This window comes from Undibacterium sp. Ji42W, from assembly GCF_049340405.1.
Lineage (GTDB): Bacteria > Pseudomonadota > Gammaproteobacteria > Burkholderiales > Burkholderiaceae_D > Undibacterium.
In genome coordinates this window covers 328,294-352,377 of record NZ_JBMPOV010000001.1, presented here as the reverse complement: position 1 = coordinate 352,377, position 24,084 = coordinate 328,294, and the positions used below count along the sequence as shown (strand labels likewise).

Below are 24,084 nucleotides of genomic sequence, written 5' to 3'. Positions count from 1 at the left end.
ATGATGAAAAATTAACTCGTAACGCAGATGTCTGTCTCAGCCGCCAATTTGAATTCGTCAATTCTCTTTATGATTTGATATGTTTTAGCAGAGCGTCTTGTATCGTTTCTCTATCTGCTGTGCTAAAACCAAGCAAACGACGTTCTGCATATCTGACTTCTGGTCCATCCTTAGCAACACGATCACCTAGCCCAAACTGATGCACTCGCGCAATTCTCGCCACCCGCCCGAAAAATCCAACAGCAATTTCATTACCGTCTTCTTTCACTTTCAAATGTGTATTAGTACGCAGCTTGTTGAACATAGCGGCCTTCTGCCGTTTGATTCGCCCCTTCTTACCGCGTAAATCCTTGCGCGGTTTTCTTGCTGTGTACGCGATGCCTTCCGGCGTCATCTGTGTTTTGATGCGCTGTTGCTGACTGCGGCGCAAATCCTGGGCAACCTGCAAATTCACTTTACGTCTTTGTGCGGGGTCGAGTTGGGCAAGCAGGACGCTTGCCCATTGTTCCAGGGTTTTGAGGTCGTCGCTCATTGGGCTGTTTCGGTTTTGAGTACCTGCCATTCAGCCAGCAGATTGTCACCATTGAACAGTTGCCAATATGGTGCGGCATAGTCAGGCGCTGGGGCTATCTCGCCTGCGTGGGTGATATCAAGCCGGTTTTGATTTTGCTTAACGATGACGCGTTCAGACAATTCCAGTTCAAGCGAAATGTCTACAGAGTCGTGATTGTTGAAGTCCACCACAAAGCGAATGCCCTTTTCTCGCTTGTCTGGGTTGCCCAGCAAGTCTGCCTGGTGGACCGCTACCCAGTCGAGCAATGGCACCATTAAGCCGTCTTCATCGCCGCCAAAGTCGGTAATGATGACATTGAGCTTGTAAGCGTATTCAAATGACCGTGAAGCAGTGCCGGTGCCAATTAAGCGGCCTTCATCAGCAAAGACAAGCAGCTTGTCTGGGTTGCGCTTGAGGTCTGGATTTGCTGCTGTGAGGTGGTTGCGTAGACTATTTGGCTTGTACATTGATGACGGTCCTGATGGCCTGGTAACTGTCTATGCAGGCGTTTAATTGCCTGATTGCGTTGTCGCCGTCTGTGGCGATGGCTGCAAGAGCATTTCCAGCCGTTGGAGTAAGTTCGGCTCGCGTTTCTGGGATATCGCCGGGTCCAGGGGCGGAATTTGCACCGGCACTGGTTGGGCAAGCTTTAACGGGGATTGACAGGCGCACAGTGCCATTGCGCACGCCACTAATAAATTTGTCTTGTTTATCCTTTTCATCTTGCATTTCCTTTTGGTGGTTGGAGGCTATGGCGGCCAGGCTGCGGGACATCAGCCTTTCGTTTTCCAGTGTGTTGGCTGTTGCTTCTGCCTGGTCCTGGGATATTTGTGCCTTGAGCTTGGTTGTTTCGTTGATAGCGTCTTTGTATTTGACGATACAAAAGAGAACAGCGGCAACGACTGCAAGGGCTATCCATGGGCGTGGGTCAAGCATGGTCAAGAATTTGGGCATGATGCACCTTTGCTGTTTATATGGGTTTCAAGCAGAGTTCACGCTCTGCGGCGCGGCGTTTTGTCAGGCCTGGGTAGACCACGCCGCCAGCTGTGTTCCAGAATGGAAGCTGGTTGCATGCGCCGGTGTAATCTTTATTGTTGAGTTTGGTAATCATGGTGGACGGCCTGCCGTCTTTCAGCACACAAAAACCATCTTTGCCACCTTTTTTGCCTGGTCCTGTGTTGTAGACAAAGCTTGTGAATGCGGCGCGCTGGTTGTCGTTTAGCGGGACTTTCAGGCAGCTTTCCATAGAAGCTTTAGCAATGAGCAAGTCATCTATTGTCATTGCATCGCATTCGTCCATGGTTGCTGTCTGGCCCATTTTGACGCCGCTGGTGTGGCCTCGGCATATCGTGGCGATTTTTACGGGGTCAAGGTAGGCGTTTTGCCTGGTGCCTTCAAATAACACGATGAGAGGCAATGCTGCTGCTATACCGGCAGCAATCAATCTTTGCTTTATGCTTGTAGTCATTGTTGTGATTTTCCTTTCTGCGCATTTGCGCGACGGTGCAGCCAAGGCTTTACTACCTTGTCACGCACAAAGAAGGTGATTTGCAGGACCGTGTAAATGATCGTGAGGATGAATACCCATTCATTCAGCGGGATGCCCAGCAACGTGATGGCGCTGATGGCTACAGGGGGCGATGCTTTCAAAGGTTCCATGACGTTGGTATTCATTGTTAATCCCACAAATTAATCATTTGCAGCACGGGCGCTGCCGGTGTGCGGTCTGGCAGGTTGATGGCTTTGCCCATGGGTAGAAACGCACCCAGGCTGGCGATATCGGGATTGATGGCAAGCACGGCGGCAATGCTGCTGGTGCTGCCCAGATACCGCCATACAAGCAGGTCTAAGGTGTCATTTTGTTGGGCGCGGACAATCATTGCTAGATCAGTTCTACAGTGACGTGATGCCGGCCTAGCAGATCAGAAATAGCCCATTGCGCATTGCGGCGCTGTTCATCCGGGCCATTGCCAAGGAAACCGACCAGTTTTTTATCGTCCAGTGACGTGGCGGTGGTGTCGTAGTCTGCGTAGCGTTCAATCAGGTCTGCTTTTGCAGTGCAGTAGACAGCACGCAGGTAGTGGGCAACGAGAATGCTTTTGCCGTCCACCTGGTCAGCCAGGATATCCGCCAGGCGTGTATTGCCTGCGCTAGTGGCTGATGCCTTGAGGCTTCTTACTTCACCGTTGACGTGGATGATGGCGGCCACAGTGGCATCACGCAGGCGCGTGTCTGTCACGGTTCCATCAAGTCGGATTGCGTCGCGCATGGCGATCAGGTCAATGTCTGGAAAAAAACCGTCATTGGTTACTGGGATTGATTGTGGTGTACCGCCGCCGGGTGGATTTGCGCTAAATGATGGCATGGTCGATTTTCGCTATAAGAAAGTGGGCGGTGGGCGGGCTTCATGCTGCATGATGGCTAGTCACTGGCAATCAGCCCGCGCCGCCCGGCACGTTGGGGTGCTCAGTTAGGCTTGCGCCTGTGTTTGTGTCTTGGCGTCAGCCAGTTGCTTTAAACGACGTTCCAGCCGTTCAATGTCTTTTTTGACGCCTATGCCGTCGGTCAGGTCCAGGGCTTTGCGAAGGTAGTCAAGGGCGCGGCTGGTATCGTCTTCGCTCAACTGATCAAATTCGATATCGCCGTTACCTATCTTGCCGATTTGTGCATATCCCAGGGCTTTGTACAGCTTTGCCATGGCCTGGTCCGGTACATCCTCATCCACCGTCATCAATTGCACGGCCTTGAGGGTTGCAAGTGCCTCTTTGGGGTTTTCAAACCGGCCAGCCAGGTATTCGCCTGGGATTTCATCCAGCAGCATGGTGGCAAGATTGCGGTTGTACTGGTCTGGCAGGCTCAGGTTATGGAACATGCAGTAATGCGCGACTTCCAGGGCGCGGGCATAGTCGCCGGTATCGATGTACCAAACCAGCACGGTGACCAGTACGGTGTCTTGCGCGCCTTTGCCATACTTGAGGGTGCTTTCTACCCATTCGTTGTAATCCGGCAGAATTTCGCGTTTTACTTCGATTTTCTTTTTGATGGATTGAATTTGCTTCAGGCGCTGGCGATCTGTAATGAGCTTGGCGCACATCAAATCATAGGCGCTGCCTTGCACTGGTTCGCCGTGTACTGATGTGGCCGCCGCCTTTTCTGCCAGGACGCGGGCCATGTGTCGTTGAGCTGGGCTAGTAGGTTTCATAATCAGACCAATTCAATGTTTTCTACCAGCGCTGTCATACCGTATTCTTCTACCACGTAGGCATCATTAGACGACTCATAGTTTTCAATACGGTCACGTTTGGCGTTATCGACGATCTGACGACGGCGGGCGCTGTCTTGGAAGTAGATAGACAGGTTATCCAGGCGCGTAATCAGGAATGCATTTGCCGGGAAGTACGGCACACTGATTGCCTGTAGGCCGCCAAGACGTTTTTGGCTGATGATGATGTCTGCCGCAAGTGTTTCTGTAGGTGCCTGCTTTGTGTTCACCAGCGGGAAATATTTGTCATGCATCAGTTCACGACCGACGATGACGACGAGGCCAGCATCTGCGCGGAACCATGGGTCTATCAGTTCGATGGCGTCAAATACAGCGGCATCAAGGTTTGCATAGTCACCATTGACACCAATTTTGACTTTGCCTGGTGTGCCGCCGTGGTTCATGACGCGCTGTGGTGCATCTTCGCGCATGTGTTGCAGCCAGCCTATGTTCACATCTTGCAGCAGAGGATGAGCGACGATATCAGTATCAGCGGCAATGCTGACACCGTGGAAGCCCATAATCATGCGGTCCAGTGCCTGGCGCTGGATGATGACATTACGAATGCGCGTTTGGAAGTCTTTAAATTTAGCCCAGACATCCAGTTTTGCATACGGAATATGGGTGTCATAGTTGGTTTTGCTGCATTTGTATTTATTGCTGTCCAAGCCAGTCAGGTCGCGGGTCTGGCGGTCTTTTGTGTTTGTGTCAGTGCGACCAGCAACAGGGCCGGAAATGCCCAGGTGCAGCTTTTCGCCTTCCATTTCTGTGACGCCGATGATGTTGATTTTGCTCAGAAATTCGCTTGATTCTTGAATCTTGTCTTCCAGTGTTTGCTGAACACTGGGGGTGACGCTGAATTTTTCCGTGGCGTTGTCAATGCCATTGATTTCACCCAGGCGTTTAACCAAGGCATTAAATTCAAGGCGGGTATTATTTTTCATGCGTGAAACTCCAAAATTTATTAGGTTTGTTTACTGCGGTTTTTTGCGTCGGCTTTAGATTTAGCAGTCGGTCTGTTCCGCTCCGCTGCTGCCGGTGGCTGTTGGCCTGGTGGTTTGCTTGCCGGGTTCCTTGTCCAGTTGTTCTTTCAGGCTGTTGAAATTTCCTGTGACTGTTTTGAGGTCTTTTTCGAGTTCAGCAATGCGCTTGTTCGATTCGCTGAAGCGTTTTTCCTGGTCTGTTGTGTGTTCCAGCATTGTTTCTAAAGCCTGGCCCATGTCGTTAAAACGGGCATCGTCACCAGCTTTTTTACTGCCAAAGCTTTTCAGCAGGTCTTTGACTTTGGTAGCAAGACCGGTCGTTTCAGTGTCGATTTCTTCAAATTCCAAAACGGTTTCTGCGCCCTCAGAAAAGAGATTACCGGGGCTGGCTTTGCGTGACGCGTAAGGATTTGCTGCGGGGTTTTGTGCTGCAAAGGCCAGCACTTCGGTGCCCAGGATTGCGGGGCTGTCTGTTACGCCCAGGCCGACAAGATAGGCTTCGCCGGTATCGGCAAACTTGTCATTGATTTCTACGCTGGTATAAATCTTTTGCTTGGCCTTGGTCATGGCAATCAGATCGTCTGTAGGCTCGATTTGAGCGAACAAGGCCAGTTTCTTTTTGCCGTCAATGGTGACTTCTTCGGCTTTTACCGCCGTCACGTCACCATAGGCGCGGAATGGACTATCTGCCAGGGTGCCACGTATGTGTTCCATCCAGATGCGCGCACCGTACTTTTGCGGGTCGAAGTTCTTAGCCATTTGCTGAATCCAGCTTCGTTCAATTTGACGGCCATCTGTTGTTGCGCCTTCCAGCGCCACGCGAAAGAATTTTGATTTGAATTTTTTGGTCATGATCTGGTGGTGTAAGGTTTAATCGGGTTTGGCTGTGAGGTTCCCATACTCTGCTTTGCTGTCATAACCATCAATGACAAGGGAGTTGTTAAGTTTGATAACAACTTGCTGGGAGTGCCTTCGCGTGCGCGATGCCCCTAAGCTGGCGGTATGACTGATCTTGATGACGTAATCACCGCTGAACCTTCAACAGAAAACGAGATAGACGCGCTTGCTGATGGCGCGGCTTTCGCGCCTACCTACGACATAAAAAAGCAAGCGCAGGCCTTGTACTGGCAAGGCTGGCGGATATCGTCTATTGCTCGCCATTTGGACATTGCGCGCACGACTGTGCAGAGTTGGTGTGACCGTGAAAAGTGGGACAAGACGCCGCTGATAGAAAAGCTTGAATCATGTCTGGAAACGCGCCTGATTCAGTTGATAGCCAAAACAGAAAAAACGGGCGGGGATTATAAAGAGATTGATTTGCTGATGCGCCAGGTGGTGCAAACGTCACGCGTGCGCAAGTATGAAACGCCTGGCGGCAATGAAGTGGATTTGAATCCTAAGCTGGCAAACCGTAATGCCGGGCCAAAGAAAAAGCCGACACGGAACGATTACAGCGAAGAACAACGCGACAAGCTGTTTGAAGCCTTTAAAGACTCACTATTTGATTATCAAAAGGTATGGCTGCGCAACGGGCACGAGCGCACGCGGGTGATTTTGAAGTCGCGGCAAATTGGTGCTACCTGGTATTTTGCGCGGGAGGCCCTGGCCGATGCGATGGAAACCGGGCGTAATCAGATCTTCCTGTCTGCGTCCAAAGCCCAGGCGCATGTATTCAAGCAATACATTATCCAGTTTGCCAAGGAGGCAGCGGGCATTGAATTGGCCGGTGACCCTATCGTATTGCCGAACGGGGCGCACCTGTATTTTTTGGGTACCAATGCGCGTACTGCCCAGGGCTATCACGGCAATTTCTATTTTGATGAATTTTTCTGGACTCATAGTTTTCAAGAACTTAATAAGGTGGCGTCTGGCATGGCCCTGCATAAGCAGTGGCGCAAGACCTACTTTTCAACGCCTTCCAGCATCACACATCAGGCTTATCCATTCTGGACAGGTGAACTGTTCAACAAACGCAGGGCGAAGAAAGACCAGGTAAGCATCGATATCAGTCACAGACGGCTTGCTAGCGGTTTTACTGGCGAAGACAAGATGTGGCGTCAGATTGTGACGATTTTGGATGCTGAGCGCGGCGGCTGTAATCTGTTTGATATCGAAGAGTTGCGCACCTACGAATACAGCCCGGATCAGTTTGAAAACCTTCTGATGTGTCAATTTATTGATGACACTTTATCGGTTTTCCCATTGACGGCCTTGCAAAAATGCATGGTCGATTCGTGGGAACTGTGGACGGATTTTAAGCACTTCACTACACGGCCATTCGGTGACGCCCCGGTATGGGTGGGATATGACCCGACTTTTACGGGTGACAGTGCCGGGCTGGTGGTTGTGGCGCCACCGCTGACACCGGGCGGCAAATTCCGCGTGCTGGAACGAATCCAGTTTCGCGGCATGGACTTTGCCGCCCAGGCAGAACAGATACGCCAAACCACTATTCGCTTTCACGTTGGGTATATCGGCATTGATGCCACCGGCATGGGCGAAGGTGTTTATCAACTGGTCAAAAATTTCTATCCAAACGTTACCAAGATCAACTATGACCCAGCAGTTAAAAGCCGCATGGTGCTGAAAGCGCAAGACGTGATCAGTAAAGGCAGGCTGGAGTTTGACGCGGGCGCAACGGACCTGGCGCAGTCGTTTATGACGATCAAAAAGACACTAACTGCCAGCGGCCAGCATGTGACGTACAAGGCTGACCGTAGCGAGGAAACCGGACACGCTGACTTAGCCTGGGCATTGATGCATGTACTTGATCATGAACCGCTGGATGGTGGCATCAGTAACAGCAATTCATTTATGGAGGTTTATTCATGAGTAACAAAAAGCGACGCGGCCAGATGAATGGCACGTCATCCGGCGCACCAAGCGCAACTGACAGCGCGCCGGTATTGTCGCCACCGTCAGGCGTAGAGGCGTTTACGTTTGGTGACCCTTCGCCGGTGTTGGACCGGTCAGAAATTCTTGACTATATCGAATGCTGGTCAAATGGCCGCTACTATGAACCGCCCATAAGCTGGGACGGCCTGGCAAAGTCTTTCCGTGCCAGCGTCCACCATAGCACCGCAATATACGTCAAACGCAATTTACTGGCGGCCACCTTCATACCGCATAAATATCTGTCACGCCTGGCGTTTAGCCGCTTTGCGCTTGATTACCTGATATTTGGCAATGGTTATCTAGAAAAACAGAGTAGCCGCACCGGAAAGATTTTGCAGCTTGCACCGGCATTGTCCAAATACACGCGCCGATGCTGCGACGATTTGGACAAGTACGCTTTCGTGCGTGGCTGGCAGCAAGAACATGAATTTGCCACTGGTTCGATTTTCCACTTGATGGAACCGGACATTAACCAAGAGGTATACGGCCTGCCGGAATATTTGAGCGCCTTGCACTCTGCCTGGTTGAATGAAGCGGCAACGCTTTTTCGCAGGAAGTATTACAAGAACGGCTCACACGCTGGGTTCATTTTGTACATGACCGACGCGGCCCAGAATCAAACGGACGTTGACGCCATGCGCCAGGCACTGCGGGACAGCAAGGGACCGGGCAATTTCCGCAATGTTTTCATGTACGCGCCAAACGGTAAAAAAGACGGCATCCAGATATTGCCGGTGTCTGAAGTAGCGGCCAAGGATGAATTTTTCAGTATCAAGAATGTGACTCGTGATGACATGCTGGCGGCCCACCGTGTACCACCCCAGCTGCTGGGCCTGGTGCCGAACAATACGGGCGGTTTTGGTGCTGTTGAACCTGCGGCAAAGGTGTTTGCCATGAATGAACTGGAACCGCTACAGGCACGTTTCAGGGAGTTTAACGACTGGCTGGGCGAGGAAGTAATCCGATTCAATCCATATTCTTTAGGCGATGCGGGAGGGGCAGCAAAATGAGTGATGTTGCAGATTCATCAGATAAATTGATAGAAGTATTCACCAGCCAAGCAATTTCTTTTGCCAGCCGTGACCACTATGTACAAAGCAACGGGCATTGCCTTTTCTGTGATGAGGCGATTAGCCATGACGAACAATTTTGCAATACTGATTGCAGGGATGATTTTGATAAAGAACAAGCCGCGTTGATAAGGAATGGTCGCCGGTCTTTATAAAAAATGTTGCGATGATTGGTGTAAGATGGTGGCTTAAATGGTGTCAAAAAGTGGTTGCAGTGGTGTCAAAATGTGGTACTATTCTTTACATGAAAAGCGCACACACAAAAACCCTGAAAACCATTTTCACTAACCCCGTTTCCATGACATTGGAATGGGCGCGAATTGAATCCCTTTTCGTGGCGCTGGGCGCAAAAACCATTGAAGGGGATGGCTCGCGGGTTCGTTTTTTGTTGAATGATGTTGTCGGTACTTTTCACCGGCCACATCCTCAGAAAGAAGCCAAGGCTTACCAAGTACGGGATGCGCGGGCTTTCCTTCAATCAGCAGGCATCAAGCCGGAATAGGAGTAAATATGGGAATGATGACTTATAAGGGCTATGCAGCCCGCATTGAATACAGTGAAGAAGATGAATGTTTCGTAGGCCATATAGCGGGCATTCGTGACGTTGTTGGTTTTCATGGCGATTCAGTCAGCGAATTGAAAACGGCCTTTGAAGAGGCTGTCGATGATTATCTGGCAGTTGCAGAGAAAACAGGCAGGCCAGCGCAAAAGCCATTTTCTGGAAACATGCGCCTGAGAATTTCACCTGAGACACATGCCAGGGCTGCAATGTATGCAGAGGCATCAGGGAAGAGTTTAAACACGTGGGTTGCTGACCTGTTGGAAACGCACACACATTAGTTTTTCTCCTTCTGAGTCTGACAAAGCCGCCTTGTGCGGCTTTTTTGTTGTTTGCCTGGCATATCAAACCATTATCGGGCCTTTCGATAATTTTGAGATTACTCAAACTGGTGTATATACTGATTAAACGTACAGTATTATATGAATCTAGATTGATTGTCATGGAAACAACAGCTTATAAATTAGCCCTTATTGGAATTGCGGCCCAGCAACCTATCCCTTGCAAACGGCCCTTAATAAACCACAAGGTATCAGCAGGCTTTGCATCACCGGCCCTGGACTTTATAGAAAAAGATTTAGACCTCAATTTGTTCTTGGTTTCACATAAGGAGGCAACCTACTATTTTGAAGTTTCTGGTCATTGCATGACCGGGATTGGAATTTTTGATAAGGATGTCATTGTCGTGGACCGCTCAATAGACGCCACCCATGGCAATTTAGTTCTGGCTGTCATTGATGAGGAATACACATTAAAACGGCTTTACCAGAAATTCGGGCGCATTGAGTTACACCCAGAAAATCCCATGTTTGAACCCATACGGCTGACTGAAGGGCAAGAGCTGCAAATCTGGGGGGTTATCACTGGTAATGTACGGAAATACAAGGTGTGACCATGGGCGCTCAATTGAAGCCAGTATTTGCGCTGATGGATGCAAACTATTTTTATGTCAGTTGCGAAAGGGCCTTTAACCCTCGTCTAATGAATAAACCCGTGGTGGTTCTCTCGAATAATGATGGCTGCGTTGTCGCACGGTCGCCAGAAGTTAAGGCGCTTGGTGTCAAGATGGGCGCGCCCTGGTTCCACATGACCGACTTAATAAAGCAGCACGGCATCATAGGGCTGTCGAGTAATTACACGCTTTATGGTGATATGAGTAATAGAGTGATGACAATTTTGAGGGGGTACAGTCCGCATGTGGAGGTGTACAGCATTGATGAATGTTTTCTGAATGTGGACGGTATGGGTGGGCTTTGGGAGTCACCGACTGTGATGGGCCAGGACATACGAAAAAAGGTGTTGAAATGGACGGGCTTGCCGGTGTGTGTCGGTTTTGCCACTTCCAAAACGTTGGCGAAACTGGCAAACCATGTGGCAAAAAAACTGCCTTTATTTGATGGCGTTTGCGACTTTACTACGATGTCAGAGGCGCGCATGCGTTGGCTGTTTGAGCGTATCGACGTAGGTGACGTTTGGGGCGTGGGCCGCCGTATCAGTGCCAGACTACACGACATGAATATTCATACCGTTCAGGATTTAAAAGAGGCTTCACCAAGCCTGATACGCCAGAGTTTTGGGGTCGTGACTGAGCGCACCTTGCACGAACTCAAGGGCATATCTTGCATGTCAATTGATGAGGTTGTTCCGCCACGCAAGGAAATTATTTCTTCTCGGTCATTCGGTAACCTCATGACTTCTATTGATGAAATTGCCCAGGCTGTTTCTACTTACGTGGCGCGTGCAGCAGAAAAACTACGAGGTCAGCGATCTGTGTGCGGCGCTATCCATGTTTTTATTCACACAAACCCGTTTCGGGAACAGGATGCACAGTACAGCAACGGCATTACGGTGCCGCTTTCTGTGCAGACTGATGACAATAGACTAATGGTGCATGCGGCTTTAACTGGCCTGAATTTGATTTTTAAGGAAGGCTACAACTACAAGAAGGCAGGGATTGTTTTAATGAACCTGGCTTCCAATTCCAACATTCAAGGCACACTGTTTAGTGAGGAAAAAACACGGGCAAATTCTGATGCCATCATGAATGCTATGGACACCATTAATCAGCGATATGGCCGGGACGTTTTGCGCCTGGCTTCTGCGGGGCTTGCGTCTCGCTGGTCTATGAAGTCAGAGAACCGCTCCCCGGCATATACAACACGCTGGGACGAGCTGCCCACCGCGCACGCAAGATAAATCACCGTCCCCAGGCCGCCGCACTCAGCGGCTTCAAAATCTCTTCAAATTCATTGTATTTAAGCAATTTTCTGCATTTTCCCCCATTTCAAGGCCTGGCGCGCAGACATCCCCCCACCACGCCTGCCCGCTAAATAGGTCGCTTTTGACTCAAATCTGCGTCATTGAATAGAACTAAGCACAGCCTACGTATGAAGGCACATTGAAGGCCTCAAAAGATGACGCAACTTGACGCGTATTTCATGCAGTCTTAATCAAAATTTCGGCCATGAAATTTATGCAGTTGTTGTATTTCGGATTTAGGGGATTTGAGACGATCTAGGGGAAAAGGTAATAGAGGTATGGGCAGAAATAATTCAATCCTAAGTGCCTGATTTATAAGGAAATAAATGGTTACTTTAAAAGGTATTTTAAGGTAATGCAAAAGGTAATAAAAATCTAGATCGTTGATTATAAAGACTATTCATAAGTGAAATAATTACTATAGGAATAGGTAACTAGATTACTTATATATTACTTATTTATTACCTTTATCTAATCACTTGAAAGCCTTATAAATCAGTGCCTTCCACGCTTTCTTAAATGTCAGTTACCTGCGTTACCATTTTCCCGAAGGGTACTTTATTTTAGATTCAGTGTGCTTTTATGCTGCAAAATATCCCCCGGCGTGATATTCTCGCGCCTCTTAATTTTGTGACGGTGGAAGTGTTTCCCGCTATGAGATTAGGGGTATAGATGGGGGACCGAATTGCGGTCGATAATCATTACTTGCTGTCTGTAATGTGAGATGCATGCCCCCGCAACCAAGTATTTAAGTCCTTGACCAGAAATGATCAAGGACTTTTTGCTTTGCACAGCCAGGCAATCATTCTTGCCGCTGGAAATACCTGGGTGGATTGCTTTTTGTCATGCAGTGATTTTCAACAGTAGCCATGAATTTTGACGGATGTTAAATCATTATGCCAATTCCCTCTAATTCCTTGCATCAAACAGCCTGGCTGGCGTTAAGACAGCAATTGTGGCCAGACGGCACAAGTGAGGAACATTTTGCCGAAATGTCTGAATTGCTCGAATCGCCAGAGCGCTATGCGCAGTTTATTGAGTTTGGCGAGACAGGTGAGGCGCTAGGCATGGTGGACGTGTCACTCAGGAGTGATTACGTCAATGGAACCGACACAAGTCCTGTTGCTTTTCTTGAGGGCTTGTTTGTCGTGCCACAAGCAAGAAAAAAAGGAATCGCCCTCGCCCTGGTTGCTGAGGCAGAGCGCTGGGCAAAAAACAAAGGCTGCATCGAATTTGCATCTGACGCCCTGCTGGAAAATACCGCCAGCCACGACATGCACTCGGCGCTTGGTTTTGCTGAGACTGAGCGGGTGGTTTACTTCAAGAAGAGTTTGACATAAACCCGGTGGATGCATTTTAAATACCTGGGGTATCGTCATCGGGACATTTTTCCTCAATGTAGCTGGCTGCGTCTGTCATGCCTGTAAATACGCTGAGCTATCCGCATCTACACGGACTTGTGGAAATATTTAATCACCATAAGTAATCTCTGCCGCAAATCCCACCTTTAATAACTCCGACACCAAGTTACGTGCCGTTGTGACGGAAGAGGTATCTACCATTGATGGAATTCCGTCCAGGCAGTTGTCGATAGTTTTTTTTGCCGCACCTAACCCTAATAAAGAGTGTTGTCGGATAGCGTATATAGCTGAAATCGCTAGTGCACCTTGTTTCCAGTCGAAAAGCCTGACTTCGGCTTTAGCAATTGCTTCAGTGTTGCCTGAATAACGAGACGCAGCCAAGGATTCTTCGATCGAGCGGTGATAGCTGATATGGCGTGCGGGAGTGCCATTTCGAGCGACGAAGATGGGCGGATTTCCAAGGAACATTTCACTAAAGTTGCCTTTTTGAAAAAACTTGCCGATTGATAGAGGAAAACCCAGCCTTCATCAAACTCCTGAATGTTTGAGACTGCAAGTACAGGGTTGGCATCAGCAAAAGGGCCATTGCTCAGAAAAACAAGAGCGGCTTGTTGAGCAGATTCGGCAGTTTGTATGAATACCCTTAATTCCCTCAAAAGATATTCATCGACCCTTTCATCTGATATTCCACCGTGCACCCAATCGGGAATAGATAGCACCTGCCGAAGAGAAAGACCAAAAGCTTCTCTAAAGTACTTCATGGCGGTAAAGCCAAGCCCTCTATCATCCGGATATTCACTTCCAAGGTGTTTCAATAATGCCGAGGGTTTTTCGCCTGAAGCGCTGCGTTTTCTTAACGCATCAATTATTTCAGGATTGAAATTCATGTTTGAAGAATTCATTCATTTAGTTTCGCAATCGCATTCACGTCGGGTCATAACCACCCGAGTTTCGGGTCACTGTTTCAAGAATTGAGGGTCTTTGTTTAATGATGGCCTTGGCAAAAGACTCGCCAAAAAAGCAAATACTATATTCCCAAGGATGCCCAAAAGTACCGATGCTCATGTCTTTCGATAGAAAGATAGCGTAGTCCCCATCGGGCAAACCATTTATGCGGGAATCATTGCTTGCCTTGATATTGAGTGCATAGCATTCGTGTTGCCAGTCAAGATAATAGATTTCTTCCGACGCTGCCGCGCACTCTGCCAAGGCACTGCAAATAGCGTGTCGAAACTCGTCGATCATAGCGTCATCATAGTTTCGTGCTAGTAAAAACGTAATGGAGTTCTTAGGCTCTTTTATTGCCGGGAATGGCCCCTTAACTGATGGGCGAAATGAGAACATCTTTTCAAAATTGTCCCAGACTTCCGTGTATTCGTTATTGCCAAGACGTCGCATAGTTTTTAGAAGTGAAAATGAGGGACGTGTATTTGCGTGCGCGATTATTTGGCGACTGTTTGTATTTTAATTCACGAGCCTGTGTGCGAACACGTTAAGCTATTCTCCTCAACACGGGTTGATTTCCTGTTACCAAAGAAAACCATAATGACTCGCGCGCAAATAAATGTTCTGAAGCGCATGCTTTGTGCAGCCTGCCATTGCGCAAGTTGTCGCTAATTCCTCGCCTAACAGCAAAGACAGCAAATCCCTCTTGGCTTGCTTCACATCATTGTTGCCTGTCGGGTGTGTAGCTTTTGTTTTCACACCAAAGATGGGCCAGCTCGTTTGTTCTCATGCCCACTCAAGATACCATTCCGTGCCGCATTCATTGCATACAAAGTTATTGCCATTTCTATGTACAAATCTATTTTCACTTGCCTTGATGGATTGACTTTCTGGTGCCTCCAATAGCTCAGATGAGAAGATGGTTGGTTTTTTTCGCTGTTCGTCTACGCCAGGTTGCGCAGGTATGACGGACAATGATGTGACGCATCGGCGAAGCTTGCAGAGGATTCAAGGCAATGGCACATAGAGGTATGAAGTATTTTTTTGCGGAGCAGGGGGAATATAACCTCTCCTTGTCGGTATGGTAACAAGCGTGCGAATACGCTGGAGCTATTCGCACCTACCCGGGCTGTGGTGGCCCTGGACTTGTGGCAGCAGCTTGAGTGGCCCAATTCTATGGGAGTGCTCGTTCCCCGTTATGCTTATTTCTCTCTTGCTGAGGCAGATATCTGTAGCGGAATGACTTTTCGTGCATTTGTTTGCCTTGCGGCTTTTGGGTGTTCGGAAATATTGTGCAGCCTGGCGGCGGTTGCTGGTGTGGTATCGTCGATTTTAAAGACGCTGACAACATCGGCCTGTCGTTTTGCCTGATCCTGTAGTGATTCGGCGGCGGCGGCTATTTCTTCTACGAGGGCAGAGTTTTGCTGGGTGGTATTGTCCAGTTCCACAATGGCCCGGTTGATCTGTTCTATACCGGCAGTCTGTTCGGCACTGGCGGAGCTTATTTCTGCAATGATATGAGTTACATGTTTGACGCTGCTAACAACTTCACGCATGGTTAACCCTGCTTCATCGACAAGCTGGGTTCCTGCATTTACCTTCTCTACAGAAGTATCAATCAATAGTTTGATCTCTTTTGCTGCGGTTGCAGAACGCTGGGCAAGATTGCGTACTTCAGAGGCAACCACGGCAAATCCCCTACCTTGTTCCCCGGCACGCGCCGCTTCGACGGCGGCATTGAGTGCCAGAATATTTGTCTGGAAGGCGATGCCATCAATGACGCTGATGATATCGACAATCTTCCTGGATGATTCGCTGATGGATGACATGGTATCGACCACCCTTGTGACGACATTGCCGCCTTTGACCGCCACTTCAGACGCATTTTTCGCAAGCTGATTTGCTTCGAGGGCGTTATCGGAGTTTTGCTTGACTGCGCTGGTAAGTTCTTCCATGGATGATGCTGTTTCTTCCAGGGCACTTGCTTGCTTTTCAGTGCGTGCGGAAAGGTCCTGGTTGCCTGATGCGATTTGTGTGGATGCGGTGGCGACAGTATCTGTGCCATCGCGTATTTGTCCGACGATGTCTATCAGATTCTTGTTCATCAGGGCCAGGGCGCGCAGCAGGGAGCCCATTTCATCTGTGCCAGTGACATCGATATTACTGGTCAAATCGCCGCTGGCGACGGTTTTGGCGATCTCTACTGCACTGTTGAGTGGCGTGACTATGCGCCGCGTGATCGACCATGCGATAAAGCTGCTGATGATGGCGGCAAGTATGCCGGTAGCGATCATCAGTTGAGTCGCCGATTCAGCTGTTTCCTTGGTTTCCATGGCTGACTCTGCCATTAATCCCTCTTGAAACTTGATGAGTGACTCCATCGCTTCCAGGTAACTAAGTTGTTTGGGGCGGACTTCCTTAAACAGAAAATCTTTTGCTTCATCTTTGTTGCCATCCGTCACGAGCTTGATCATTTTGTCTCTGGCGGGAATGTATTGCACGCGCTGCTCTATAGTAAGCCTGAGTAATTCCTTGGCTTTTGGGTTGCGTATGGTGGGCGTCAGTTTGTCGAGTTCGCTGGTAATGACCTGAGAGGACTTTTGTACACTGTCGATTTCCTTTTTAATTTCAGCTTCGTCGCTCATGAGCAAGATGTTGCGCAAATTCCTGGCTTGCAGATTCAGGTTTTTGATGGCGTTGTTCAGTACATATATTTTTTGATAGCGATCATTGACGGTCAGGTTGATCTCGCTGTTGAGTAAAGTCAGGCGGGAAGCGCCTATGGCGACAACGGCGATCAGCATCAAGATAAGTAAGCCAAAACCTGAATACAGGCGTTGGCTGATTTTGAGATTTGCAATAAACATTTTTATCCCCTGAAAGGCTGTGCTGCTGTTCGGATGTGATTGACAATGAGCGGCGGCTAAGGCGAATCGTCCTTGAAGGCAGTACTTCAAAAAATGGTGTGGCAAGTTTGCTGGCAATTGCTACTGGAAGGTCTTGGGTTTCTTGCTAAAGTAATGGGGCGTGAATGTGAATTGCTTTATTTGTATTTAATTGCATTTTACGCATCATCTTTGATTGAAGTCCATGTGAAAAATCAAAGTGTATGTTTTACGCAAAAACTGCAATTTATTGTAAATTCAACCAATTTCTGCGTGCTGCCTGCATTTTAAAAAAATAAGTAAAATACAAATTATTATTGTAAATCCTGAATTTGATCTGGCAAGGAGAAGTGTCGTGAGTATCGAACTTGATCACACTATTGTCCCTTCGCACGACAAGCTGGCTTCGGCAAAGCTGCTGGCTGAATTGCTGGGCGTGCCTTGGGCACCGACGGCTTTGGGACCATTTGCCCCGGTATTTGTGAATGAGGGTTTGACGCTGGACTTCATCCAGGCTGATGAAGGCTTCCCCGTTTATCATTTTTGTTTTCGCGTCAGCCAGCATACGTTTGATAAAATACCCGGGCGTATCAAGCTTGCTGGCATTCCATATCGCAGTTCTGTGCGTGGGCCTGTAACGATGCGAGTCAATACTGATGATGGCGGGAACATGATTTACTGGAATGAGCCTGGTGGTCACCAGTGGGAAATGCTGACGCTGAGTTACGCGCGGCAGTCAGATTAAGGCTTGATCGTGAAGGAAAATCGATATTCCTCAAAAAAACGGAATGTGGTGTCGCTGACCTCACTCAGATCGACTTCGATGTCGGTGATTGGCGATATTGCATCGCTCTGGCCATGTACCCATGCATCAAAGCAATCTACATTTGCGCCTTGCTGTATCAGGGTGCGTATGCTTGCTGCAATTTGACGTGTTGCTTCAATGGTGTCGTCATCTTCCTGAAACCATGCCTCTGGTTCGCCAAATCTGAGTTCTATGCTGCCACCAGATAAATGCCTGAAGTTGCAACTGCAGCCAGCATTTGAAGCAAGGAACCATTTGTTCTCAAAGAGTAGATATTTTTCTTCCGGAATGCCAGGTAGTTTTTTTACGAACTGAATGAGCTCATTGTTTGCAAGAGATAGGTCGTAATCTGAATTGGTACTTAATATAGTCATGAAACACATAATTTGTAGTCAGTTCTATTGAAAATTAGATCGTAAATGTTTCATAAAATCTTATTTGATATCCTTAATTTAAATGCAATTTTATTTTTGCTCACGTAAATTGCATGTGAGCTTGTTCCGATTTTCCCGTGCACACTTTCCCAATGCATGGTAATCTCGCTCTCTTGCAGTCGTATGCAGGATGTTGTTGGAGGGCTTGTGGTTGGCTTTCCGGGTTTGTTGCAGATTTTGGGGTGTGCGCAGCTAATGCGCGTTATTCATCCCGTTGCAGACAGAATTATTGAGAAAGGCCACGTTACTGCGTGGCTTTTTTATTGGTTGTTAACGATATTTTTTGATCGTCTGCTAATTTCTGGACTACAATCCAGTGTCTACTAATTTTAGGGATTGTGCGCTGCTAAGTTCTTTGCGCGCTCCATGCAGTCCCAGCCGCCCGCATAAAGGGCGTTGCTACCAGGTTGGTGGCAACAAATTTAATACAAAACTGGTGTGAGTAATGGCAAAGATGGTAACTGGTGTATCAGTTGCCCTGCTGCATGACATCAATTAAAAACAAATAAACCCGTGTACTTTAATATTGCATGAATACTGCTGAGGCAAAGCGAGTCCTCGAAACAGCCTTGTTATGCGCGCCTGAGCCGCTGACAGTCAACACCATGAAAAAGCTGTTCCAGGATGCGGATGATCAAGGTGATGTGGTCGGCGCGGATACCATCAAGCTGATGCTGGAAGGTTTGCGCCAGGACTGGTCTGACAAGGGCATAGAGCTGGTCGCTTTGTCGACAGGCTGGCGCTTTCAAAGCAGGCCAGAAATGCGCGCCTATATAGATAGGTTAAACCCGGAAAAACCACCAAAGTATTCAAGAGCGACACTGGAAACACTGGCGATTATTGCTTATCGCCAGCCGGTGACGCGCGGCGATATAGAAGAAATTCGTGGTGTGACCGTGGCGTCGCAGATGATCAAGACCCTGGAAGACCGTGGCTGGATAGAATCCATAGGCCACAGGGATGTGCCGGGTCGGCCATCATTGTTTGCCACAACCAAGCAATTTCTGGATGATCTTGGTTTGTCTTCGCTGGACCAGTTGCCACCTTTGCAGCAAGTGAAGCGGGATGCCGAAGAGGAGCTGGTTCCTGACTTGGCGGCTTTGGGTGGTGGCATGTTTGCTGTGGTTGAGGCGGATGCATCGGTGGCAGAGCCCGTGGCTGATGGTGCGTCTGTGCCTGATCAAACTGCCGATGTTGAGTTGCCTGGAGTCGATGCTCATGATACTGAGCAGCCTGAGTTGGCGGCGTTGGTGGATCTAACAGAGGAGCTGGGGAAAGAGTCAGCGGATACTGCTGAGATGCTTGCAGGTGCTGAGTCAGGGTCATTGGCGCAAGAAATTCAAGAAATGCAAGATTCACAAGATGCGCAGCAGCAACAGCAGGTCGAGATCGTGCAAGGCATGGAAGTTGCATCTGAGCAAGAGCCGCAAGAAGAAGCTGATGTTAGCGCTGAACCAGATGCCGTGACTGTTGATGTTTCGACGGGCAATGCGCCAGATCAATTGCTTGCGACTGATGAGGCAATGGGTGTTCCCATTGAAGAGTTGCTTGAGACCGCAAGTAAAGCAAAAAATGTAGAAGTATCAGAAGAGTTGGTAAAAGAAATTACCGAAGATATAAGTGAAAAAATAAGTGAGGTTGGGGGAGATTCTCAACCTGTCACGCAATTGAGTGATCAGGTAGCCGATACTGCGGCACCGGATAGTTTACCGGGCGCTGCAGCGAGTCAGTTGCCTCCAATAGAACTGAAGAATGAATCCAATGAATCCTGAAGATGTAAATGCTGACCAAGCTGATGGTGGTGCGGGCGCGAATGACAACGGCCCTGCTGGTGGTGATGACGCAAAACCGGCAAAGCGCGCTGCGCGTGCCCCGCGTACTGGTGTAAGCCGGTCCAAGCCTAAGCAAGAGAATGCAGAGCAATCAGCAGGTGCCGCAGAGGCAGTAGTGGCAACTTTAGCGGTGACAGCATCAGTCGATGAGGCTGCGGAAGCGCCGGTGAAAAAAGCACGCGCGCCGCGCGCGCCGCGTACCCCTAAAGAACCTGGGGCAGCGCCACGCGCCAGCCGTGCCAAGGCCAAGCCTGCAGATGTGGTAGAAGATCAGGTGGCAGTTGTGCCTGAAGCTCCTGTAGTTGCCGAGCCAGTCGTGCTTATTGAGCAGGCAGCCGAGCGTAGCGAACGAGCACCCCGTAGCGAACGTCCGCCCCGCGCAGAGCGTGCGCCAAGGATGGACCGCGCAGAACGGACAGAGCGCGGTGAAAAAGCAGGCGGCGTTGAAAATACTGAGCGTCCAGTCCGCGCTGATCGCGGTGAGCGTAGCGACCGCACAGATCGTGGTGAACGTACTGAACGTGGCCCGCGTCAAAGCGCTGGCCAGGCAGGTACCAGCAAATCAAAGCGTCCACAGCAACAAACTCGTGGTGGACGTCCGGGTGCCGGCAATGCTGCTGATGATGTGTTTTCCTTCGTTACTTCCGAGGCGTTTGACTCGGGTGCTGCTGATGAGGCCAAAGGCAAAGGCCGTGGCAAGCCAGTGCGCCGTGATCTGACTGCGGATGATGATGCGCCTAAATTGCACAAAGTATTGGCTGAAGCTGGTCTGGGTTCGCGCCGCGACATGGAAGAGTTGATTGTTGCTGGCCGTGTCTCGGTGAATGGTGAGCCTGCCCATATTGGTCAAAGAATTTTGCCGACTGACCAGGTGCGTATCAATGGCAAACCCATCATGCGCAAAGTCAGTAAAAAACCGCCACGCGTACTGATTTATCACAAACCGGCTGGCGAAATTGTCAGTAACAGTGACCCAGAAGGCCGTGCATCCGTATTTGAAAGCCTGCCAACCATGAAGGTGGGTAAATGGCTTGCAGTTGGTCGTCTCGATTACAACACGGAAGGTTTGTTGCTGTTCACCACATCAGGTGATTTGGCAAACCGCCTGATGCACCCGCGTTATGGCATCGAGCGTGAATACGCCGTGCGTACCCTCGGTGAGTTGGAGGAGGGTATGCGTCAGCGCCTGTTGGCTGGCGTTGAGCTGGAAGATGGTTTGGCGCAATTCTCCAAAATTACTGACGGTGGTGGCGAAGGTGTCAACAAATGGTATCGCGTCATTATTGGCGAAGGTCGTAACCGTGAAGTGCGTCGTATGTTTGAGGCGGTCGGTTTGACGGTTTCGCGCCTGATACGTACCCGTTATGGTGCCATGACCCTGCCTGCCAATCTCAAACGTGGTCGTTGGGAAGAGTTGGAAGAAGATGCGGTTCGCGCCTTGTTGAAACTGAGTGGTCTGGAAAAAGCTGGTGGTGATAAACCTGTTGCGCCAACCAGAGGTGGCAAGCCATTTGGCAATAAGGCACCTGGTTTTGGTACTGGCCCAATTAGCCAGAAGCAAGTCGGTTTTCCTATGTCCAGTGGGCGTAGTGAGCGTGCTGAATATGGTGCAGGTCGTGGCGGTAATGCCAACGGCAACAATGCATATGGCAACAAAAATGGTGGTAATGCAGGTAATCCTCGCAATGGTGCCGGTAATGGAACGGGCAACGGTGCTGGCAATAACCCCAATAACGCTAACGGCAAAAAACGTAGTCGCCAGCCAGATCCATTGCAAACAGCATTGGGTTTCCCGGATGCTGGACAGCGCCGTGGGCCTACATCCCGTGGTAGTGGTCAGGCCATAGGTCAGGGAATTGCAGCGCGCAGGCGCTCACGTGGCGCATAATGTTTTTCGGTCGTTTCAAGCGTTTTGTAGTAGCAGGACGTGTTGAAATTACCTCGTTTTCCATTGCGACGAGGTAATTTATCGTTTATAATCTTGTAGTTAGCAGATTTTGCCTTTATTTGAATTTAAAATCGAGGCGCTACAAAAAAAGATGGGCGGTTGCCCATTTTTTTTTGGTTTTTGCGATTGATATCGTGTTGAGGGAGTTGCGGCGCAGCGCTCAATAGCCCGAATCGCCAGGCCTGTAGCGGGTTTTGCCCGGTTTGCAAATTGTCAGTGTGTTTTTCGGAGAATAAGTTTGGCTTTGTTGGATTTGATAGAAAAGACCGTCAACGGTACTGGATATGATCTGGTGGACTTTGAACAGGCCGAACGCGGCTTGTTCCGGGTTTATATTGATTATTTGCCGGAGGATCTGGAGCGCGGCAATATCACGGTGGAAGACTGCGAAAAAGTCAGTCACCAGTTATCGCATGTGCTGACGGTAGAGAACGTCAATTACAGTCGCCTTGAGACTTCTTCTCCTGGTTTGGACAGGCCACTTAAAAAAATAGCTGACTATATGCGTTTTGCTGGTGAGAAGGCCAATGTGAAATTGCGTATGCCCATGCCGGGCACGCCAAATCGCAAAACTTTCGAAGGCGTCTTGCACGAACCTGAAGGTGAAAATCTGAAGCTGGAATTTGAAGTAAAAGATGGGTCGGCCATGCTGGAGTTTACGCTCGCCGATGTGGATAAGGCACGCCTCGTGCCGCAAGTGGATTTTAGGAGTCGCAAAGCATGAGTCGTGATTTGTTGTTATTGGTGGATGTGCTGGCGCGTGAAAAGAACGTCGATGAAGAGGTTGTTTTCGGATCGCTGGAACATGCTTTGGCGCAAGCGACAAAAAAACGTTTTCCCGGTGAAGTCGATATTCGCGTAGAAATCGACCGCGACACTGGTGAATTCAGGTCTTTCCGCCGCTGGCATGTGGTGCCGGATGAAGCGGGCCTGCAATTGCCAGATCAGGAAATTCTGCATTTTGAAGCAGTAGAAGATGATCCTGAAATTCAGGTCGATGATTACATCGAAGAAGAAATTGAATCTGTTGATTTTGGCCGCCGTTTTGCGCAAGATACCAAGCAAGTCGTTTTGCAACGTATCCGCGATGCCGAGCGTGAGCAAATCCTGGCTGACTTCCTGGAGCGTGGTGATTCCCTGGTAACAGGTACCATCAAGCGTATGGAGCGCGGCGAAGCCGTGGTTGAGTCTGGCAAGATTGAAGCGCGTTTGCCGCGTGACCAGATGATCCCTAAAGAAAATCTGCGTGTTGGTGACCGTGTCCGTGCCTACATTTTGCGCATAGACCGCAATGCCCGTGGCCCGCAAGTGATCTTGTCGCGTACCGCGCCAGAATTCATCATGAAACTGTTCGAGCTGGAAGTGCCAGAAATCGAACAAGGTTCCCTGATCATCAAGTCTGCTGCGCGTGACCCTGGTGTGCGTGCAAAAATTGCCGTGTTTACGGCGGACAAACGTATTGATCCTATCGGCACTTGCGTTGGTATGCGTGGTTCACGCGTACAGGCTGTGACTGGCGAGTTGGGTGGTGAACGTGTCGATATCGTGCTGTGGTCTGAAGACCCAGCGCAATTCGTGATCGGCGCACTGGCACCAGCCAATGTTTCATCCATCATGGTGGATGAAGAAAAACACGGCATGGACGTGGTAGTTGATGAAGAAAACCTGGCAATTGCTATTGGCCGCAGTGGGCAAAACGTCCGCCTCGCAGCTGAATTGACAGGCTGGCAAATCAATATCATGACTGCTGAAGAGTCTGCGAATAAAGCCGAGCAAGAAACTGCCGGCATCCGCAGCCTGTTCATGGAAAAACTCGACGTTGACCAGGAAGTCGCCGACATCTTGGTGGACGAAGGTTTCTCCAGTCTGGAAGAAATCGCTTACGTACCTATCAGCGAAATGCTGGAAATCGAAGCCTTTGATGAAGATACCGTCAATGAGTTGCGTAATCGCGCTCGTGACGCTTTGTTGACAGAAGCAATTGCTTCTGAAGAAGGTCTCGAAGGTATGGAAGATGAATTAGTCAATCTCGAAGGTATGACCCGCGTGACGGCAGGTAAGCTGGGTTTGGCTGGTATCAAGACCCTGGCGGCTTTCGCTGGATTGGCTTATGACGAATTTGGCGCGATTTTGGCATTGTCTGCCGACCGCACCCGTCAATTAATTAAAGATGCATTTGAAGATGTGACCGATGATGAGATGAAACTCATCGACGCTAAATATGATGATCAGGCCAAGGCTTTGTTAGCCAAAGCCTGGAAACTCGTAGAAGCTAAGTAATTCACGGGTTTCA

The 24,084-nt window shown here is 49.3% G+C and carries 28 protein-coding genes; 14 read left to right on the top strand and 14 right to left on the bottom strand.

All coding sequences use genetic code 11. From position 1 onward, the window contains the following. Positions 1-67: 67 nt before the first annotated feature. The 10 genes from ACO0LG_RS01600 to ACO0LG_RS01555 form a co-directional block, all read right to left on the bottom strand. The gene (locus tag ACO0LG_RS01600; protein ID WP_423022669.1) at positions 68-562 is read right to left on the bottom strand and encodes a phage virion morphogenesis protein; all 495 of its coding nucleotides are present in this window, start codon (positions 560-562) and stop codon (positions 68-70) included. Beyond that, a complete protein-coding gene (locus tag ACO0LG_RS01595; RefSeq protein WP_423022667.1) occupies positions 529-1,020 on the bottom strand; it encodes a phage tail protein in 492 nt (163 codons plus the stop codon). The genes ACO0LG_RS01600 and ACO0LG_RS01595 overlap by 34 nt, the downstream gene beginning before the upstream one ends. Further along, entirely contained in the window at positions 1,004-1,507 is a 504-nt protein-coding gene (locus ACO0LG_RS01590) for a lysis system i-spanin subunit Rz (protein ID WP_423022665.1), read from the bottom strand. Before ACO0LG_RS01590 ends, ACO0LG_RS01595 begins: the two co-directional genes overlap by 17 nt. A gap of 16 nt (positions 1,508-1,523) precedes the next feature. Continuing rightward, positions 1,524-2,021, bottom strand: coding sequence for a lysozyme (locus ACO0LG_RS01585; protein ID WP_423022663.1), 498 nt, complete (start codon positions 2,019-2,021; stop codon positions 1,524-1,526). Continuing rightward, positions 2,018-2,227, bottom strand: coding sequence for a hypothetical protein (locus ACO0LG_RS01580; RefSeq protein ID WP_423022661.1), 210 nt, complete (start codon positions 2,225-2,227; stop codon positions 2,018-2,020). The genes ACO0LG_RS01585 and ACO0LG_RS01580 overlap by 4 nt, the downstream gene beginning before the upstream one ends. A gap of 2 nt (positions 2,228-2,229) precedes the next feature. Further along, complete coding sequence (locus tag ACO0LG_RS01575) at positions 2,230-2,433, bottom strand: tail protein X (protein ID WP_423022659.1); 204 nt, start codon at positions 2,431-2,433, stop codon at positions 2,230-2,232. Between the two features lie 2 nt (positions 2,434-2,435). Then, the gene (locus tag ACO0LG_RS01570) at positions 2,436-2,918 is read right to left on the bottom strand and encodes a head completion/stabilization protein (protein WP_423022657.1); all 483 of its coding nucleotides are present in this window, start codon (positions 2,916-2,918) and stop codon (positions 2,436-2,438) included. A 105-nt stretch (positions 2,919-3,023) separates the two neighbouring features. Then, positions 3,024-3,755, bottom strand: a complete 732-nt coding sequence (gene gpM, locus ACO0LG_RS01565; protein ID WP_423022655.1) for a phage terminase small subunit — start codon at positions 3,753-3,755, stop codon at positions 3,024-3,026. 2 nt (positions 3,756-3,757) lie between these two features. Then, positions 3,758-4,759 carry a phage major capsid protein, P2 family gene (locus ACO0LG_RS01560; RefSeq protein ID WP_423022653.1) on the bottom strand — a complete coding sequence of 334 codons (1,002 nt, stop codon included), beginning with the start codon at positions 4,757-4,759 and terminating at the stop codon, positions 3,758-3,760. 60 nt (positions 4,760-4,819) lie between these two features. Next, complete coding sequence (locus ACO0LG_RS01555) at positions 4,820-5,650, bottom strand: GPO family capsid scaffolding protein (RefSeq protein ID WP_423022651.1); 831 nt, start codon at positions 5,648-5,650, stop codon at positions 4,820-4,822. Between the two features lie 150 nt (positions 5,651-5,800). Here ACO0LG_RS01555 and ACO0LG_RS01550 point away from each other — a divergent pair, with 150 nt between their 5' ends. From ACO0LG_RS01550 to aac(6'), 8 genes are all read left to right on the top strand, one after another. After that, a complete protein-coding gene (locus ACO0LG_RS01550; RefSeq protein WP_423022649.1) occupies positions 5,801-7,630 on the top strand; it encodes a terminase ATPase subunit family protein in 1,830 nt (609 codons plus the stop codon). Further along, positions 7,627-8,703 carry a phage portal protein gene (locus ACO0LG_RS01545; RefSeq protein ID WP_423022647.1) on the top strand — a complete coding sequence of 359 codons (1,077 nt, stop codon included), beginning with the start codon at positions 7,627-7,629 and terminating at the stop codon, positions 8,701-8,703. Before ACO0LG_RS01550 ends, ACO0LG_RS01545 begins: the two co-directional genes overlap by 4 nt. Beyond that, positions 8,700-8,918: a DUF2116 family Zn-ribbon domain-containing protein gene (locus ACO0LG_RS01540; protein WP_423022645.1), complete on the top strand. Its 219-nt coding sequence runs from the start codon at positions 8,700-8,702 to the stop codon at positions 8,916-8,918. The genes ACO0LG_RS01545 and ACO0LG_RS01540 overlap by 4 nt, the downstream gene beginning before the upstream one ends. A gap of 11 nt (positions 8,919-8,929) precedes the next feature. Beyond that, positions 8,930-9,265 (top strand): type II toxin-antitoxin system HicA family toxin, encoded by a 336-nt coding sequence (locus ACO0LG_RS01535; protein WP_423022643.1) that lies wholly within the window; start codon positions 8,930-8,932, stop codon positions 9,263-9,265. Between the two features lie 14 nt (positions 9,266-9,279). Beyond that, positions 9,280-9,603 carry a type II toxin-antitoxin system HicB family antitoxin gene (locus tag ACO0LG_RS01530; protein ID WP_423022641.1) on the top strand — a complete coding sequence of 108 codons (324 nt, stop codon included), beginning with the start codon at positions 9,280-9,282 and terminating at the stop codon, positions 9,601-9,603. 161 nt (positions 9,604-9,764) lie between these two features. Continuing rightward, positions 9,765-10,214, top strand: coding sequence for a LexA family protein (locus ACO0LG_RS01525; RefSeq protein ID WP_423022639.1), 450 nt, complete (start codon positions 9,765-9,767; stop codon positions 10,212-10,214). A gap of 2 nt (positions 10,215-10,216) precedes the next feature. Beyond that, positions 10,217-11,518, top strand: coding sequence for a Y-family DNA polymerase (locus ACO0LG_RS01520; protein WP_423022637.1), 1,302 nt, complete (start codon positions 10,217-10,219; stop codon positions 11,516-11,518). A 959-nt stretch (positions 11,519-12,477) separates the two neighbouring features. Continuing rightward, entirely contained in the window at positions 12,478-12,921 is a 444-nt protein-coding gene (gene aac(6') / locus ACO0LG_RS01515; protein WP_423022635.1) for an aminoglycoside 6'-N-acetyltransferase, read from the top strand. Positions 12,922-13,238: 317 nt separating this feature from the next. Here aac(6') and ACO0LG_RS01510 read toward each other — a convergent pair whose 3' ends face one another. The 3 genes from ACO0LG_RS01510 to ACO0LG_RS01500 form a co-directional block, all read right to left on the bottom strand. After that, positions 13,239-13,829 carry a hypothetical protein gene (locus tag ACO0LG_RS01510; protein WP_423022633.1) on the bottom strand — a complete coding sequence of 197 codons (591 nt, stop codon included), beginning with the start codon at positions 13,827-13,829 and terminating at the stop codon, positions 13,239-13,241. Positions 13,830-13,866: 37 nt separating this feature from the next. Continuing rightward, positions 13,867-14,340 carry a DUF2716 domain-containing protein gene (locus tag ACO0LG_RS01505; RefSeq protein WP_423022631.1) on the bottom strand — a complete coding sequence of 158 codons (474 nt, stop codon included), beginning with the start codon at positions 14,338-14,340 and terminating at the stop codon, positions 13,867-13,869. 749 nt (positions 14,341-15,089) lie between these two features. Continuing rightward, positions 15,090-16,754 carry a methyl-accepting chemotaxis protein gene (locus tag ACO0LG_RS01500; protein ID WP_423022629.1) on the bottom strand — a complete coding sequence of 555 codons (1,665 nt, stop codon included), beginning with the start codon at positions 16,752-16,754 and terminating at the stop codon, positions 15,090-15,092. Between the two features lie 72 nt (positions 16,755-16,826). Between ACO0LG_RS01500 and ACO0LG_RS01495 the strand changes: the two genes are divergently transcribed. Together ACO0LG_RS01495 and ACO0LG_RS01490 are read left to right on the top strand one after the other, a co-directional pair. Then, positions 16,827-17,063 (top strand): hypothetical protein, encoded by a 237-nt coding sequence (locus tag ACO0LG_RS01495; RefSeq protein ID WP_423022627.1) that lies wholly within the window; start codon positions 16,827-16,829, stop codon positions 17,061-17,063. 64 nt (positions 17,064-17,127) lie between these two features. Beyond that, the gene (locus tag ACO0LG_RS01490) at positions 17,128-17,517 is read left to right on the top strand and encodes a VOC family protein (protein ID WP_423022625.1); all 390 of its coding nucleotides are present in this window, start codon (positions 17,128-17,130) and stop codon (positions 17,515-17,517) included. Here the strand turns inward: ACO0LG_RS01490 and ACO0LG_RS01485 are convergent. Beyond that, positions 17,514-17,951, bottom strand: a complete 438-nt coding sequence (locus ACO0LG_RS01485) for a hypothetical protein (protein ID WP_423022623.1) — start codon at positions 17,949-17,951, stop codon at positions 17,514-17,516. The genes ACO0LG_RS01490 and ACO0LG_RS01485 overlap by 4 nt on opposite strands. Before the next feature lie 590 nt (positions 17,952-18,541). Here ACO0LG_RS01485 and scpB point away from each other — a divergent pair. The 4 genes from scpB (at position 18,542) to nusA (ending at position 24,071) form a co-directional block, all read left to right on the top strand. Next, positions 18,542-19,783: an SMC-Scp complex subunit ScpB gene (gene scpB, locus ACO0LG_RS01480; protein WP_423022621.1), complete on the top strand. Its 1,242-nt coding sequence runs from the start codon at positions 18,542-18,544 to the stop codon at positions 19,781-19,783. Continuing rightward, positions 19,773-21,731: a pseudouridine synthase gene (locus ACO0LG_RS01475; RefSeq protein WP_423022619.1), complete on the top strand. Its 1,959-nt coding sequence runs from the start codon at positions 19,773-19,775 to the stop codon at positions 21,729-21,731. Before scpB ends, ACO0LG_RS01475 begins: the two co-directional genes overlap by 11 nt. Positions 21,732-22,029: 298 nt before the next feature. Then, a complete protein-coding gene (gene rimP / locus ACO0LG_RS01470; RefSeq protein WP_423022617.1) occupies positions 22,030-22,515 on the top strand; it encodes a ribosome maturation factor RimP in 486 nt (161 codons plus the stop codon). After that, entirely contained in the window at positions 22,512-24,071 is a 1,560-nt protein-coding gene (gene nusA, locus ACO0LG_RS01465) for a transcription termination factor NusA (RefSeq protein ID WP_422970513.1), read from the top strand. The genes rimP and nusA overlap by 4 nt, the downstream gene beginning before the upstream one ends. The last annotated feature ends 13 nt before the right edge of the window (positions 24,072-24,084 follow it).